A 15,345-nucleotide genomic window follows, 5' to 3' on the forward strand; every position below is an offset into this window, starting at 1 on the left:
TCCCCCACCATGGAAAGCAGGCGGCCAACCTTGGCCGCCATCCTTTGGCGTGTCTTTTCGAATATATGTTCTAAGGTTGTGATATGGGACCCGAGCAGGCTGCAGCCCTACAGGCGCAGTACGCGCGGCGGGCCGGCCCGATCGGCCTGACCATGGAAGAGCTCGACTTCGAGCGCTTCCCGGTCAAGAACGGGTACCCGGGGATCCCGGTCAAGGCGTGGATCCGGTTCCCGAACTGCGCCGAGCTGGTGGACGGGGAAGTGTTCGCCTGGACAGCGAAAGCGGCCGAAGTGACGTGGAAGGACGGCCCGGTGACCTACCGGACCTGGGTGTGGAGCTCGGCGGTCACCCGCCGGGAAGACATGATGAACAGAAATTTGGGAGAGCGGACCCGTGGCAAGAACAGCAACTGACAAACCCCTCAACGTGCCGGTGCAGGTCCGGTTCACCGCGGCCGGCACTCCCCTGGCCGTCAGGTCCGACGGCCGGATCTGGGCCGTGGCCGCCGAACCAGTGCACTGGTTCATCCGCTCGGACTGGTGGAACACCGCCAAGCGGGCGCCGGTCGGTATCGGAAACCTCGTAGACATCGAGATGTGGAGGGTTCAAGTGCGTCTGACCTCGACCTCGGCACTGCGAACGTTCGAGCTGCGCCGCGACCCGTTGTCAGACCAGTGGCTGCTCGCGGCCATTTCCGACGTGGGTGCGGCCGCGGCATAGCCGCCCCGCTTCGGAACAGCCCACAGGGCCGTTGCCCACAGCCGGGGACAATTCCCCATGCGTTATCCACGGCTACGACTGCTAAGGGAGCTACCCCAACGGCTCCCAAATTCCAGCCGTGGATAACCCGAATTGACCCCAACCATGGACAACTCAAAGGTCACCTCGAGCGACTGGACCTGTAACGTGCTGCTTTACCGAAGGCCAGAGGCAAAGTAACTGTCACACATGAGGTCGGCAGCGAGTTGGGATATGCCTCCGTTTTTGCTGCCCACGAAGAGCGCGGTCCAATGTTGGCTTCAAGAAAGAATCCCCTATCCGTACGGGAGACACCACCCACAATCCGACTGACTGAACGCGCCGCAATGAGTTCCACCGTGAACGGGAGGTACGCTGTCCGTCGGGAGAAGCAAATGACCCAGTACGTGTCATTGCGGAATGAGATCTGGGGGAATCATTTTGACGTTACAAGAGCGCATTGTGGCGTGGCTTGCAGGCCGACCGAAATGGCAGCGGAATGTTGCAACAAGAATTTGCCAAGGGGAGAACCTTGGACCCGAGGACATACGGGAGATAGCCGCAAAACTCGTTGAAGGCCAGGCCACGGAACCCTCCGCTCTAACGGAAGCAGATATCCCCGGCGGCTCATTCAGTCCTGATCCTGTCAGGTTGACTCAGCTACGCAACGTTGAAGGAATCAACGTTCTGGCCGCCGATCAAACCCTTACTTTTGCAGAACGCGGCGTGACCGTCGTCTATGGTGACAACGGGAGCGGCAAATCTGGATATGCCCGGCTCGTGCGAACAGCCGTACGAGCACGTGTCCACGGAGACGTGCTAGGGAATGTCTTCGAAGCCGCCCCACGAGGCGACCAACATGCAGTCTTCGAGTACACCGTCGGTAGAGGTGCTCAGACCAGCGAATGGAAATGGAAAGAGCCATTCAGCAATGAGTTGGGCCGAATTCAGTTCTACGACGATGAGTGCGGGCGCGCATACATTTCAACAGCCTCGGAGATCAGCTATCGCCCATCAGCGTTGACCCTTCTGGACCAGCTAGTCTCCGTCTGTGACTCGGTGCGCCAAGTCTTGGATGACCAACTCCAGACAAACACAAACTCTAGGGCAGCGATTCCTACCATCGACCCGCATACAGAGGCCGGCAAGTTCTTAGCGTCCCTGTCCAGTAAGACCACGAGCGAACAAATCGCGACCGCTACCGCCAGGGATGAAGCCGACGGACCGGCCCTTGCTGCCGCATTGCAGCATGAAGCCCAGCTCAAGGGCAGCGACCCCTTAAAGGAACAAAAGCGACTTACCGCTCTGTCCGAGGACTACAAATCGCTCGCTTCGCACTGCGGATCTATTGACTCGCAACTTGAACCCGCAGCAATGAACCACCTGGTCGAAATACGAAGGCACGCCCGCGATCTTCGTGCGGCCGCCAAGATCGCCTCCGAGCAAGAGTTCTCAAACGAGCCCCTGAATGGAGTGGGCTCTCAAACCTGGCGAAAGTTATGGGAGACCGCCAAAGCATTTTCTGAATCCGAGGCCTACCCAGACCACGACTTTCCCCATACCGGCCCGACCGGTCATTGCGTTCTTTGCCAGCAGGCGCTTTCCTCAGAAGGGGCGGCCCGGCTAAGCCGCTTTCAAAAATTCATGACTGACACTACGGAAAACGACGCGCAGGAAGCGGAAAACCGCTTAGCCACCGTCCGGGTCAAGCTGGCTGCCATGCAGACTGTCCCACCGCTAGTTACTGCTTCGATGGCGCGAATCAGGAGCGAATCGGAAGTCGACGCGAACGCAGTAGAAGAATGGCTGCAGGACGCTGGGCTGCACGCCGCCAAGGTAACAGCATGGCTCGATGAAACAACAATGCATAAAGCACCGTCGGAAGTCAGTGAGTCACCGAGCAAGTCTCTGGCATCCACCGCCACAACTCTCACCGATAGAGCTCGAGACCTAGACTCCGCTGCATTCAAGGACCAGTTAGCCGCTGCTGTCTCCGCCGTCCAAGAGCTTCAGGCGAAGATAGCCCTTGGAACTTCCGCGGGCGAAATCACGAAGGAAGTCAAACGTTTGGCCGGTCGAGCCACGATCGAGGCTGCGAAGCGTATGACCGACACTGGAGTAATTACGCGTAAGTCGACAGAACTAACCAAAGAGCATGTAACGCGCGTCGTTCGCGACCAGTTCACACGTGAAACTGAGGGACTGAAACTTCGTCGCGTCACCCTTGATTCAAAAGCCGGACGTAAAAGCTCACTTCAACACCTGCCATCTCTACTAGACGCGGCAACTAGGGCGTCCGTGACGGAAGTCCTTAGTGAGGGTGAAAAGACCGCGCTAGGCCTTGCAGGCTTCTTCACTGAAGTAGAGTTCGACGAATCATTGTCCAGTGTGGTGTTGGACGACCCGATCACTTCGCTTGATCACACGCGCCGGTCGCTCGTAGCCAGACGAATAGTCGAGTTGGCGGAGAACCGGCAGGTCATCGTTTTCACTCACGACGTGATCTTCGTTGGCGACCTAGTCAAACACGGAGCAGAATCCAAGGTTCCGATCTCTGAAAGATGGATCAGTCGAAGAGGCAATGTCGCCGGATACTGCGCGGAACAGCACCCGTGGAAAGCAAAGGATGTCAAAAAGAGGATAAGCGATCTTAAGGTCGAACTTGGCCGGATCACGAGGGTCGCTGACGACTTGGACCCGGAAGCCTACGACGAAAAATGCGCCTCATGGGCCGGGAAACTTTCGGAGACATGGGAACGAGCTGTGAATATGGAAATCGTCTACGAGGTAGTTGACCGGGGTACCTCACAGGTAAAGCCTCACAAGTTTCGTATATTGGCAGCCATCACTAACCAAGACAACGAGGACTTCCAGATTGGTTACGGCCGGACATCTGAATGGGCACGCCGTCACGACAAGGACCCCGAGGTCAATTTCGTGGCACCGTCCTGTGATGAAATGGCCAAGGAGATGAACCGGATTGACACCTGGTACCACCGGATCAAGGCTTACCGCCAATAGACAGACGGAAGCCAATAGCATCTGGTCTTTACACCTCAATCTGAGCTCTAGGGGATGGCCCCGCTGAGGATAGTGTGAGAGGCATGACGACGAGCCCGATGCCTCATGAGGACGCACTTCTTTCATTGGCTTTTTCCATGCGGGCCAATCCAGGTGCTTACGCAGTTCTCGTCGGCGCCGGCGTGTCAGCACCGAGTGGCGGCTAGCGTCGCCGCCGGCCGGATGGCGCAGGACCAGCAAAGGAGAGATGCCGGCCCTAGCGTTAGGCTTCTTTCAGATCAGTTATGGCTGGATGCCGAGTCACGTCGGTAAGCAGACTCCAGCACCCTTCAGCTGCCATAACTGATGCCTGACATCAACTGTGGACAACTTCAAGTCACCGTGAGCGCGGGGAACTGTAACCTGCTGATTTCTAGCGTTTCCTAGTCTTCTTGCGCTTCAGGCGAACGGTGGGACGCCGGGCCGAGGGTGGGAGTGCTTTTGGCATACGTGCAGGAGCTATGAGTTTTGACTCCTCAAGGCGCTGGTCCATGTAGTCATTCTGAACGTAGGGATCGTTTAGGTATCGCACGGAAACGATCTGGTAGTTGGTATCGATGAGTAGTTCAAGGCTTCTGTCAGCGCGAAGCTGGTATTTCTTGAGTGTCCCGTATGTTGCTAGGCGTTCCAGACATCGCTCAAGCGGCCGCCCATCCGGCTTAGACCCAAAGAAGAGCACGGGGTGGCCCGAAGGCCCAACAAAGTTCTGCACGGCGGTGTGGAATCCGCCGTCATCGCGTGTAAGGGTGACGAGCCTCTTGGCATAGTTCGCGATGCCCTGCTGAGCTACATGTGAAAGGTTAGCTAGATCCGCGCCGAACCGGAGCCATCCAGGTTTGTGTTCCGCCTGCAGAAAGTCCATAAGTCCGGCGACAAATGCGGAGTGTTCTCGGGCCGGCTTCGCAGCTGGAAAATCACTCTGTCCGGTTGAGTAGTACATCCATGCGTCGAGGGGATCGGTCAGGGTGCTGACCCTCGTGGGTACGTTGCTTTCCGCAAACCGCCGTCGGTCGGCCGCAGTAGGAGCGGATGTCATCGGATGCTGCTCGTAGATCAAGTCCGGGTCTGGCTCGATGTACATGTCGCCATTGATGTACCACATCACCAGGTCCAGTTCATCAGCGGCGATGACCCTACGTGTCAGGCTGGAACGGTACCAGGGGCTCATAGCAAGTCCGTTTAATAGCGTGGGGCGAGAGCCAGGAATCCAGTGATCATGTCCAGTCCGGTTTTGAGTGCAGTACGCGAAGATAGTGCTGTGAGTAGTAGTAGTAGTAGTAGTAGTTCTTCCGGGCCGCGGGCCGGTGGGCCGCGGCCTCGCCGGTCGTTTACCCCCGCCCAGAAGCTCGAGTTCTTGGCCGCGTACGAGAATGCCTGCGAGAACAGCGAGGGCGGCGCGTTCCTGCGCCGGGAAGGCCTCTACTCCTCACAGATGACGGAGTGGCGGCGGTTGCGTGACGCCGGTGTCCTGGCCGGGAAGAAAGCCGGGGAATCGATCGGGAAACTCTCGGCGGACCAGGCCGAGAACGCGCGTTTGCGCCGCCAGTTAGAGGTGACTCAAGGCCGGTTGGAGAAGACCGAGGCAGCCCTGGACCTGATGGGAAAACTACAGGCGTTCTTAGAGAGCGCCTCAGAGGATATACCGGACGGGCCCCGGTCCAAGAAACGTTGATGGCCACCTATCGGTCGATGCTGGAATTGAAGATTCCCACCCGCCAGGCCGCGTCTTTGACGGGTGTTTCCAGGACGACCGCGAACCGGAAACCGGCCCCGCCGCGGGACCAGGTGCCGGTGGTGCCGCAGAACAAGCTCAGCGCCGCTGAGCGGGCCGGGATCCTGGCGGCGCTGAACTCCCTGGAGTTCGTAGACCTGGCACCCATGCAGGTCTATACGAAACTGCTGGACCAGGGCATCTATCTGGGGTCCCTGTCGACTTTCTACCGGGTGCTGGAAGAAAATAAGCAGGTTAAGGAACGCCGCCGGCTGGCCAGACACCCGTCACGGACGGTTCCTGAACTCGTGGCCACCGCCCCAGGCCAGGTGTTCACCTGGGACATCACCAAGCTCGCCGGCCCGGTCAAGGGCAAGTACTTCGACTGCTACATGATGGTCGATATCCATTCCAGATTCACCGTCGGCGCGCACGTCCACGCCACCGAATCCGGGGTCCTGGCCGTGGAGATGATGAAGGGAATCTTCGGGATCCACGGCATCCCCCAGGTCGTGCACGCGGACCGGGGAACGTCCATGACATCCAAAACCGTCGCCGCGCTGCTCTCGGACCTGGAAGTGACCCGGTCCCACTCCAGGCCCCGGGTATCGAATGACAATCCGTACAGCGAGGCGCTGTTCAAGACGCTGAAATACGGTCCGGAATTTCCCGAACGCTTCGCCTCTGTCCACGATGCCGGGACCTTTATCAGCGGCTTCGTGGACTGGTACAACCATCACCACCAGCACTCCGGCATTGGCTTCCACACGCCCGCCAACATCCATTACGGTCATGCTGCCGCAGTGGCGAAGGAACGCTCGGCAACACTCGCTGCAGCCCGCGCGAAACACCCCGAACGCTTCACTAAAACCACTGACCCCAAAATCCTCGCGCTCCCAGGACCCGCGTGGATCAACCAGCCAAAGGAAATAACCGAGCAGTCAGCCGCCTAACTCCCGTTGGTACCGTTCAGCTTGAAAAATTCCGTTTGTGCCACATTGCGTTGGCTTGTGTACCCAAAGCAACTGGACCAAGCTTCACATGCCTGCTCATAGACTGCTGGGATGGTGAAGACAAGCGAGAAGTTGCAACTGGCGGCAGCCTTCATCGTCACTGCCGTATCAACCTTCGGCGCGTGGCATTATTCTCAACCGGCCCTCTCTTCCGTCCCATCGCTGAGTATGCCCGGTGCGATTTTCGTAGGCGTGAAGCAGGGGTCAGCATCGGCGCCCGTCCGAGTGGATGTTGACTTGCGCTTCTACCCTTCTCCAAGCCTGACCTCTTTCGACATGGTTCTGAAAGGAGACGGTGACGCCGCTGTTCCGCCGGACCAAGCAGGTGAGCTAATGGTTGGGTTCTGTGGAGCGATGAAAGACGTTCATCTGCGCAAGTGGAGCAATGGCGAAGAACTCACATTTGAGCCTCCGATACCGCCGACGGATTCGAATCCGAAGTCGGGTTCGATCGGACTCGAGTTTTCCCTTGATGACGACTGCGTCATGACCGTTATCAGCCCAACGGATTACCGGGATACGACCGTTGGAGAAGCGGGTTTCGGCTGGGCAGTGTCCCTCGAGGGCGATACGACTGCGCCGACTGAAGCCTTTGCGGGATCCCATCATCGCTACGCCTTCCCGCGTATCGCTACTCTGACATGGCCTGCTGTCATGGGCCCACTGGGCATTCAGGCGGTAGCTGCTGAATCCGTGGTCCGCATCCAACCTAGAGATCTTCCAGCCGAGTACGTGCCAACAATCTCAAGCCCACAAGTGGAGGATCCGACAGCTCCCGGATGGGCTCTTCCCCTTCGAAGTGCTTACATGACCGCAGGATTTCGGCTGACTGGTGTCGACCAGCAAGACGAGACGGAGGTCCAGCGCAAGCTTTTCCTTGCTTCCGCGGCGGCAGGTACCGCAGGAGGTGGCCTAATCTGGCTGTTTGGAGCTATGGGCCCTGTGCTCCATGACGTTGTCCAGAAACGCCGGAATCGCAGTGTCAGCGATGGTCGAAAAGTGAGCCATTTCGCGGGCTGAAAAGTGTACGGTCCGGAGACATCCCTGACACTGTGTTGTCGGGAGATGCCTGACAGTCTAACCCGCGGCGGGTTTAGTGCGGGGCCGGCCGCGTTTGGCGCCGCTGCCGTGGTACGTGCCGGCCGGTCCCAGAACAAGCTGGCGGAGGATTTCCCCGGTGCCGGCATGGTGGATGACCACATACTCGGGACCTTCGACGATCCTGACGTGTTCTCCGGTGTAGGCCTGTCCGACGTTGATTTTTCGCTTGCGGAAGTTCACCGATCCAGCAGTAGAGACTTTCAAGATCCGTGGGGATGAACGCACCCGGCGGCTATCCAACGGCGAGGCTTTCCGGGAAATGTTGTAGACATTGGCCGGCGTCTGTTGCTCCAGGGACCGGTGCGGCCGTTCGTGGTTGTAATGCCAGCGGAACGCATCGCATAGGTCTTGCAGGACCTCGATGCTCAGTGCAGGTCCGTGGTCGGCGTAGTACTCCTTGAAGGTACGGTGGTAGCGCTCGAGCTTGCCGCAGGTCTGCGGATGACGGGGCCGGGAGTTCAGCTGCCTGATGCCGAGGGCCGAGAGTTTCTCTTGGAAATGGACCGGTTTCTGTCCTTTGCGGGAGCGGAACTGCAGCCCGTTGTCACTGATCAGCTGCCGCGGCGCCCCGTGCTCCATGACAGCTTTTTCCATCGCAGCCCAAGCTGCCTGGGCCGTGAAGCGGCGGACCGCGTGGGCGCCGATGGAGAACCGTGCGTGGTCATCGATCAGATCCACAATCCAGGCCTTGGAACCGTCGGCCAGGGCGACCTGGGTGCCGTCGATCTGCCACAGGTCGTTAGGCGCCTGCCGCTCGAACCGCTTCCACACCTTCGGTGTCCGGTGCTCCTGCGGTGTGACCAGCCCGTGGCGTTTGAGGACCCGGTGGACCGTCGATACCGCAGGCACGGGATCCAGCCCAGCCTGTTTGAGTTTGGTCTGCAGGATCCGGGCGCCCCACCGCGGGTTATCCACCCGAAGCCGGACGACCAGGGACTCCACTTCACCAGCAGTCCTTGCCGGAGAGCGTGCCGGGCGCCGGGACCGGGGTTGAAGCCCCTCGGTTCCCTGCGCCCATAGGCGCCGCCGGTACTCGTAGAAGCTCTGCCGCGAAATGCCGTAGCGGCGGCAGACCTCCGCGACGGGGATACCGTCACGGGCCGGTGCCAACAGGATTTCCAGCCAACGATCGTTCACGCTCATCACTCTCATCTGATTAAGAGTGTCAGCGATGTCCCGCCAACGGACTGTCAGCTATGTGTCAGGACCGTGCACCTTCCATAATGGTCGGTGGCCCTATTTTCAGTTGGCGTTCCTGGCCCTATTTTCGGCTGGCGTTAACACCAACCGGCGCCTGCTCCTGCGGGCCGGGGACTCGCTCTCGGACCGGGCCCGGGACAGGCTCAGCGGGGTGTTCGCGACCGACGATGCCACCGGGAAACTGCAGGCCGCCTGGCTGGTCAAAGAACAGCTCCGGGCACTGCTCGCCACCGGATCCCTCGCCGACGCGGCCGCCGCGAAAGACCGCCTGCAGGTCCTGGTCCAACGGGCCGGGCAGCCGGAAACCAACAGGCTCTGGCGCACAGTCTGCCGGTGGTGGAAAGAGATCGAAGTCCTCATCGTCACCGGCGCAACAACGGCGAAAGTGGAAGCCAACAACACCGCCATCAAGCACATCAAAAGGACAGGCCGGGGATTCACCAACGCACGCAACTACAAAACGCGTATCCTGTTGCGCAGTGCCGCCAGAACAGTGGCATGAATATTCATCACGGCAGAACATTCACCACGAACCGTGAAGAGCCGCCAAAGGCGCCTAGCATTTCCAGCAGTTCAGTCAGGCCGGCAGCTGTATCTTCGATTCTTCGCGCGGCCAGTAGTTGGCCTTGTTGGTCCACGAGTGCGATGTCGTGATGTCCTTCTGCCCAGTCGATGCCGCAGAACACTTCCGTCATTTGGCTGTTCCTTCCTCTGTCGTCGGTACATGCAGAGGACCGGTTGCGACGTGGGACAGTTGCGACCTAATGGAAGAGCTCAGCGGCTCGACATCTGATTGGCATTCTCATCCCTGTCGGACGCTGCCGGGGTCGAGTCTTGAGGCGAGAACTCTAGGGTTCGCGTTCACGGTGGAGACGCTGACCGGCAGCGAGGCCCCCGGAAGTCAACCTACGTTCCCATGGGGTGAGGGAGCCAGAGGGACAATCTTTTTCGACGGCTCCGGGCCACGGTAACGGGAAGACCTCAGCTGACTCCCTCAAACCCCATTAGACAACGGGGCAGTCCCAACTGAGCACGCATAGCGCCTGCGAGTTGATCGTCAACGATGCTGTTGCGGATCAATCTATTCGTACCGATTGCCTGGATCTCACGCCTACGGGGCGCCGCGAGCTAGTCTTTTCGGCCCGTCTCCTCCCGCTACGACCACGCTTCACTGATTCTGGCGTCGTTTTTCCCCTAAGTATCTTCGCGACGCGTACGTAGCCCGGCACGATCTGGAATAGCAGGACGCCGCTCGCGGTGGCCAATAACGGACCGGCGGCGCCGAGATATGGCGCCGTCAACCAACCAGCGGCTAAGGTCCAAATGCTCAGAATGACAATACAGATGGCTTGGAACCATAGGCCTGATGTATCAGTCAAGAACATTCCCGGAACCTGCTGCAAGCTTTGGACAAACAACAATACTGCGCTGGCCATTAACACGCTGGATCCCAGCTCAATTTTGCCTTGGGACACGATCCCTCCAAGCCAAGAGCCAAAAAAGGTAAGAAGTAGTGCAAACATTGTGCCCAGCGAACATAGTATTAAGGCACTGTGCAACACTTTCTTGCCCTGAGCCTCGCCGCTGCTCCGCCCGCGAGAGAAGACGGGCCACAGGCTGGTTGCCGCTACAGATATAAAGGACCACAATGGCAAGTAGAACTGCATTGTGAGGCTATACTCGGACAATTCTAAAGGGCCTGATCTCAAGGAAAGCAAAATCCTGTGAGTTTGAAATGCAAGCGGTATGCCGATCATGATCACGATCATCGGAGTAGCTTGCCGAAAAAGCCCTCCTATTTTTATCGACCTAAAATTGCTCGATATTCCCTCTGTACCGAGCATTCGCCATGCCAGAATATATGTTGTTGCTGCGGCGACAAGACTTGCAGCGGCGGGGCAGACGGCCAAGAAAACTGGGTTAGCCGGGGTTATAGATATTAACCAAGTTAGCGATAGGGCGGTAAGGCTCGTGACAAGGGCTAGTGCCACGGCAATGTGATTCTTTCCGAGTCCAACCAAGACTCGCTGTCCGAGGCCGAAAGGGATAGATAATCCGAAAATGGCGACGACAATGGACGTCACCATATCTACCTCATGAGGAGACGTTCCAGTGACACCGAGTAGAGTTGCCCAAGAGAAGAATGTGGAACCCATCGGTGCTGCCAGAAGAACGACCACCATCGGTATTAGTAGCCTTTTCGTCGCCGTGTAAAGAACGGCTTTTCGTCTGCTCGCATCTGTTGTGCTAGAAATTTCATTAACTACAGCAGCGCCAAGGCCCAAATCTGCGAACGGAACCAGTTGCACGAGTGTGGAAATGAGCGCGATGATGCCGAAAAGCAATCCACCAGCCGACTGAACAACAATAGATGTCGTTACCAAGGCGGCCAAGGCCGTAACTGGGAATACGACCACTCGCGTAAGCAAGCTCTTGCCCATAGGGCCGACTATTGACATTCGTGTCTCGCTCTCTCGCGCTAAGTGTATTGGTTACGTGCCAACGATCCGGATCCCAGACTTATAAAGCAGATGAACACTTTGAGGGAAGTCAGGCAGGAGTGTAGTCAAATTCCCTGGACGAGCTGCTTCCAACAAGGGACATCTGGATTTTCTTCGGGCTAGTCCCGTCATCCCAGCCGATCTGTTGCGGACACCGTTGAACGTGTCTAGACGACGCGACACGCATTACGGGGCCGGCCAGGGCGGAACCCACCCTCATAAACCGAGAATCCTCCGACTAGCTTGGCACGGAGAAAGAAGGCAAGGTGACACAGCGGTCGAACCTAATCGACCTTTCAATCAGTCCCTTATCCGACGGCGTCATCTTCCACTCGCTGATAGGCGATCGTGTAAGGCTTTCCGTTCACCACAGGCGGCGCCTTATACGGCCATCGCCGTATTAGGGCGTAAATCAACCGATCTGACATGACAGTGACACGTCTAATGAGCGGATAAAATCGTCCCGCATGTCGGGCACGAATGCGTTCGCCCTCGTCGGCGCCCTCATTGCCTTTATTTACGGTGATGTTCGATTCATGTATGCGGAAAGCAGCCACCTCCTGCCGTACGTAAGCGGAAGGACCACATTCCAACAAACGCGAGAACAAGTCTTGATCCATTGCTGATTTGCACGCTTCGTCTATTCCGCCCGCAGCCATCACGAAAGACTTGCGCAAGAGGCTACCTTGTTGCGGGACCAGGTTCTTGCCGTACGGAAGATACCATGCGGCGAACCGCCCAGGCCTTTGCAGCCACATAGAATTTCCGGCGGCATCTATATAGCGTACTGCTCCGTAAACCATGGGCGCGTTGGGGCGGGCAGCAAGGGCGGCGCTCGTTGCAGCTAGCGACCCCGGGGCGAGTAGGTCGTCATCTCCTAGCCAAGTGAGGAATTCGGCCTCTCCTGTATCCTTCCAGCCCTCATTTATTGCCACAGAAAGGCCCTTCCGGTCGCACTCGACTAGCTCAGCCCCGAGCTCCGTGCAGAGTCCTCCGAGCGACGCTTCAGACGGTGCGACTACGCGCACTCTGACCTCCACTCCTTCTTGACTGAGAATGGAGACGATGCTGGCGCGCAGCCAGTCTCGCCGAGTTCCAAGGGTAGGGACGACTATTAGAATTAAGGGGAACAAACAATTCTCCAAGGGTTTATTTGACCATTCTGCTCTAAAGCAGATGATTCTCCGTCGCATGGTGATGTCCGCTCTATACAGCGGACCCTTCGTAAAAATAGGGTGGAATGGCGAAAGCCAGCCTACGAATCGTCCTAGCAGATCTATGAATTGAGCGGAGACAGCCTATCCCACAGATCAAAATGATCCATAACCGCGCGAAATTGCAAGTCATTCTGGCCAGCCTTGACGTTTTCATGGTGTAACGCCAGCTTCTGAGCGGACCGGACAACAGGAAAGTTTCCGGATTCGTTGCCGATCTTGGCGACCGGAGTGTCGTTTATAAGTGTCATCGCCTTAAACCAAACATCATCCGCTGTTGGGCATAGCTGCATTGCTAAACTCGCGTCGCCGGTTATCGTCGGCAGCGCGCCGGGTGGATAGAGTATGCCGCCCATCCCTGTTAGAAAAACGTGGGAGGAAGGCGTCTCCTCATTGGCCCGGGACCAGTCGATATATGGGGCGACCTCCATGCCTTCTCCGGTAATCGACGCACCGCGGTGCCCCAATACGTAATCTGGGCGATCATTGTGCGCTTCGACAAGCTGCTGGAGCCATGAGCGAGGATAGATGACATCGTCATCAGCCGTGACAATGACTTTGTCTGCGTAATTATCAAGCAGAGGTAAGAGTTTCTTGAAGCTCCGTATATTGCCTTTATGGAAAACGATCTTCAGACCGCGACTTGCAAAGGCCGAGACGCTCGAGGGAATTCGGTGGTCAGGAAATTCTTCTTCGGACAGAACCAGTACAACCTGCTCGGGCGCTAGTTTTTGCCGATAGATAGATTCTAAGGATATCCAAAGCGTCTCGATGCGCCCCGGAAATGACGTCAAACTGACAATGACCCCAGGGTGACGTCGGCCTGAGGGGACAAAAGACTCAGGCAGGCGAACCATGACATTCGCCAAAATCATGCGGTTGGCGCGGCCGATTCTCTTGAGAGGGTTCAGGAAAGTCAATATGAGACCGTTTGCGGACCTCAAACGCGGTTTGAACTTGATCATTTTCGAAGCGCCTATCTGACGGTGAGCCAGCCGAAATATTGCTAGTGACTACAGTGTTGGTAGAGGAGATGCCTCTGCCATCTTCTGGGCTGGCAAATGGGGGTGGGAGGCACTCCCAGAGGCACAGCTTCGTGCGCGCGAGATCAGCAGTCAGGCGGTAGACCATCTCACACTGGCTGCTGACAGCTGCCCAGTTTTTGGAAGAAGTGCACGGGGTCGACGAGATCTTACTTGGACCTGGGGAAGCGTCGAGCTGGCTGTGGACCCGAGGCTGAGATGGCAGAATCGAACTCATCGAAGTCATGGCCGGAGGCGCTAAGTCTTTCCTCTTCCGTGCTTTGGGAACGACCCTTGCTTCGAGGCTCATTGGTGGCACTATCGGCACTGCTGTAGTAGCCATATGAATACGCATCTGGACCCTTAGCCGGGAGACGGTTAAGTACGATTCCAAGAATGTTCGAGCCGACCATTTCCAAGGCTCCGATGGACTTTTCGAGATCCTGGTGACGTAGCTTTTGGGACCCGACCACCACAACAACGCCTCCGACATGCTGTGACAAGACAGCGGCATCTGTAACAGGCAAGAGCGGCGGAGCATCAATCACGACTGTGTCGAAAACTTGCTCGAGCCGGAGAATTAGGTCTTTCATTTCGGCGGAGCCGAGAAGTTCACTAGGGTTCGGTGGTATCTGCCCGGACGCCAGTACATAGAGGTGGTCTTCACCCCAGGGCTGGAGCAAGTCATTGACGTCGGCACGCCCGATGAGTGCTGTCGTGAGGCCCGCGCTGCGATCGAGGCCCAAGTACTCGCTTATCATCGGCCGTCTGAGGTCGGCGTCAACGAGACAAACGGACTGCCCGGCCTGGGCTAGGGCGATTGCCAAGTTTGTTGCGGTCGTGCTCTTGCCCTCGCCGGGGACAGATGACGTAATCAAGACGGTCTTGGCCTTGTCGGAAACGTTTGCAAACTGAAGATTGGTTCGCAGTTGCCGGAATGACTCCGCCCGGGGACTCTGCGGTCCAGCCTGGGTTAGCAGGGGCTTCTTCTCGGCATCTTGGTCGTAGGATATGCCTCCCAGCAACGGAGCAGTCGTCACATGTCGGAGATCAGCTTCGCCCCGTATGCGCGTGTCTAGGGTTGCCCTGAGGACTGCAGTTAGTATCCCGAGGGCAAGCCCGATAAGGAGTCCCAATACCAGGTTCAGTCGTGTGTTCGGGGCAGAAGGTGCTGCCGGCGCGGTCGCCGGTTTGATGACCGATAGACTCACTGGGGAAGTGCCACCGACTCGTGGTTTTTCCAGGGAGTCAACGCCTGTAATGAGACTCTTTGCGACGGCCTGTGCGATTGCTGCCGCCTGCACTGGGGATTCGTCCGAAACGGAAATATTAATAAGCACTGTATTTAGATCCGAGCTAGCCTCGACGCGACTGGACAATTGTTGTGCAGTCAGAGAGAGTCCCAGACTGTCTATTGCCGGCTGAAGCACCATGGGAGAATTGACCGTTTTCACGTATGACTGAACCCGCGCTTGACCAAATGTGTTGCCCTGCTGGAGCTCCTGAATCGACCCGGAACCCTGTATAGCTACGAATAGCTGGGTTTCAGCTGTGTAAGTTGGCTTGGCAAGCACGGATACGGCGCCACCGATGAGAAGGCCTGCCAGTGTCGTGGCAGCGATCAATATCCAATTGCGGCGTAGAAGGCGCAGATAGTCGCGTAGGTCCAAACCGGTGTCCCCCTGTGTCGATTACCGAGGCGGCTCGCGGCCAACCCCCTGAACGGCGGTGTTCGCGCGCTCTCGCCAATTGTACCTGTGGAATTTTGGGTGCGGCTTCGACGTC

The 15,345-nt window shown here is 57.6% G+C and carries 13 protein-coding genes; 6 read left to right on the forward strand and 7 right to left on the reverse strand.

Annotation, left to right across the window (positions count from 1 at the left end):
• Positions 1-83: 83 nt before the first annotated feature.
• From ABFP37_RS08765 to ABFP37_RS08775, 3 genes are all read left to right on the forward strand, one after another.
• A complete protein-coding gene (locus ABFP37_RS08765) occupies positions 84-413 on the forward strand; it encodes a hypothetical protein (protein WP_347033293.1) in 330 nt (109 codons plus the stop codon).
• Positions 394-720 carry a hypothetical protein gene (locus tag ABFP37_RS08770; RefSeq protein ID WP_347033294.1) on the forward strand — a complete coding sequence of 109 codons (327 nt, stop codon included), beginning with the start codon at positions 394-396 and terminating at the stop codon, positions 718-720. The genes ABFP37_RS08765 and ABFP37_RS08770 overlap by 20 nt, the downstream gene beginning before the upstream one ends.
• A 480-nt stretch (positions 721-1,200) precedes the next feature.
• Complete coding sequence (locus ABFP37_RS08775; RefSeq protein ID WP_347033295.1) at positions 1,201-3,759, forward strand: AAA family ATPase; 2,559 nt, start codon at positions 1,201-1,203, stop codon at positions 3,757-3,759.
• Between the two features lie 412 nt (positions 3,760-4,171).
• Here the strand turns inward: ABFP37_RS08775 and ABFP37_RS08780 are convergent, their stop codons facing one another.
• Positions 4,172-4,966, reverse strand: coding sequence for a hypothetical protein (locus ABFP37_RS08780; RefSeq protein ID WP_347033296.1), 795 nt, complete (start codon positions 4,964-4,966; stop codon positions 4,172-4,174).
• 90 nt (positions 4,967-5,056) lie between these two features.
• On the opposite strand from ABFP37_RS08780, the gene ABFP37_RS08785 reads away from it, so the two are divergent.
• Both ABFP37_RS08785 and ABFP37_RS08790 read left to right on the forward strand, forming a co-directional pair.
• Positions 5,057-6,462 (forward strand): DDE-type integrase/transposase/recombinase gene (locus ABFP37_RS08785; RefSeq protein ID WP_347033347.1). Its coding sequence is split into 2 segments (ribosomal slippage): positions 5,057-5,396 and positions 5,396-6,462, totalling 1,407 coding nucleotides; the frame shifts between segments, so codons are not numbered across the junction.
• A 111-nt stretch (positions 6,463-6,573) separates the two neighbouring features.
• The gene (locus ABFP37_RS08790) at positions 6,574-7,542 is read left to right on the forward strand and encodes a hypothetical protein (protein ID WP_347033297.1); all 969 of its coding nucleotides are present in this window, start codon (positions 6,574-6,576) and stop codon (positions 7,540-7,542) included.
• A 57-nt stretch (positions 7,543-7,599) separates the two neighbouring features.
• On the opposite strand, the gene ABFP37_RS08795 is transcribed toward ABFP37_RS08790, so the two are convergent.
• Positions 7,600-8,760, reverse strand: coding sequence for an IS481 family transposase (locus ABFP37_RS08795; RefSeq protein WP_347033298.1), 1,161 nt, complete (start codon positions 8,758-8,760; stop codon positions 7,600-7,602).
• Between the two features lie 34 nt (positions 8,761-8,794).
• On the opposite strand from ABFP37_RS08795, the gene ABFP37_RS08800 reads away from it, so the two are divergent.
• Positions 8,795-9,325 carry a transposase gene (locus ABFP37_RS08800; protein WP_347033299.1) on the forward strand — a complete coding sequence of 177 codons (531 nt, stop codon included), beginning with the start codon at positions 8,795-8,797 and terminating at the stop codon, positions 9,323-9,325.
• A 7-nt stretch (positions 9,326-9,332) separates the two neighbouring features.
• Here the strand turns inward: ABFP37_RS08800 and ABFP37_RS08805 are convergent, their stop codons facing one another.
• The 5 genes from ABFP37_RS08805 to ABFP37_RS08825 all read right to left on the reverse strand — a co-directional run bounded on the left by ABFP37_RS08805 (position 9,333) and on the right by ABFP37_RS08825 (position 15,230).
• Positions 9,333-9,518 carry a transposase gene (locus tag ABFP37_RS08805; RefSeq protein ID WP_347033300.1) on the reverse strand — a complete coding sequence of 62 codons (186 nt, stop codon included), beginning with the start codon at positions 9,516-9,518 and terminating at the stop codon, positions 9,333-9,335.
• Between the two features lie 381 nt (positions 9,519-9,899).
• Positions 9,900-11,264, reverse strand: a complete 1,365-nt coding sequence (locus ABFP37_RS08810) for an oligosaccharide flippase family protein (RefSeq protein WP_347033301.1) — start codon at positions 11,262-11,264, stop codon at positions 9,900-9,902.
• Positions 11,265-11,632: 368 nt separating this feature from the next.
• On the reverse strand, positions 11,633-12,517 hold the full coding sequence (locus ABFP37_RS08815; protein ID WP_347033302.1) for a glycosyltransferase: 885 nt from the start codon (positions 12,515-12,517) through the stop codon (positions 11,633-11,635).
• An 83-nt stretch (positions 12,518-12,600) separates the two neighbouring features.
• Positions 12,601-13,503, reverse strand: a complete 903-nt coding sequence (locus ABFP37_RS08820; protein ID WP_347033303.1) for a glycosyltransferase family A protein — start codon at positions 13,501-13,503, stop codon at positions 12,601-12,603.
• 227 nt (positions 13,504-13,730) lie between these two features.
• Positions 13,731-15,230 carry a polysaccharide biosynthesis tyrosine autokinase gene (locus ABFP37_RS08825; protein ID WP_347033304.1) on the reverse strand — a complete coding sequence of 500 codons (1,500 nt, stop codon included), beginning with the start codon at positions 15,228-15,230 and terminating at the stop codon, positions 13,731-13,733.
• Positions 15,231-15,345 lie beyond the last annotated feature (115 nt).

Source organism: Burkholderia sp. RS01, assembly GCF_039748055.1.
GTDB lineage: Bacteria > Actinomycetota > Actinomycetes > Actinomycetales > Micrococcaceae > Arthrobacter.

What these genes read in the sequence shown, in the direction of transcription:
- ABFP37_RS08790 (WP_347033297.1), top strand. Translation starts at nt 6,574, where the DNA reads ATGGTGAAGACAAGCGAGAAGTTGCAACTGGCGGCAGCCTTCATCGTC.
- ABFP37_RS08810 (WP_347033301.1), bottom strand. Translation starts at nt 11,264, where the DNA reads ATGGGCAAGAGCTTGCTTACGCGAGTGGTCGTATTCCCAGTTACGGCC.
- ABFP37_RS08815 (WP_347033302.1), bottom strand. Translation starts at nt 12,517, where the DNA reads ATGCGACGGAGAATCATCTGCTTTAGAGCAGAATGGTCAAATAAACCC.
- ABFP37_RS08765 (WP_347033293.1), top strand. Translation starts at nt 84, where the DNA reads ATGGGACCCGAGCAGGCTGCAGCCCTACAGGCGCAGTACGCGCGGCGG.
- ABFP37_RS08805 (WP_347033300.1), bottom strand. Translation starts at nt 9,518, where the DNA reads ATGACGGAAGTGTTCTGCGGCATCGACTGGGCAGAAGGACATCACGAC.
- ABFP37_RS08780 (WP_347033296.1), bottom strand. Translation starts at nt 4,966, where the DNA reads ATGAGCCCCTGGTACCGTTCCAGCCTGACACGTAGGGTCATCGCCGCT.
- ABFP37_RS08820 (WP_347033303.1), bottom strand. Translation starts at nt 13,503, where the DNA reads ATGATCAAGTTCAAACCGCGTTTGAGGTCCGCAAACGGTCTCATATTG.
- ABFP37_RS08800 (WP_347033299.1), top strand. Translation starts at nt 8,795, where the DNA reads ATGTCCCGCCAACGGACTGTCAGCTATGTGTCAGGACCGTGCACCTTC.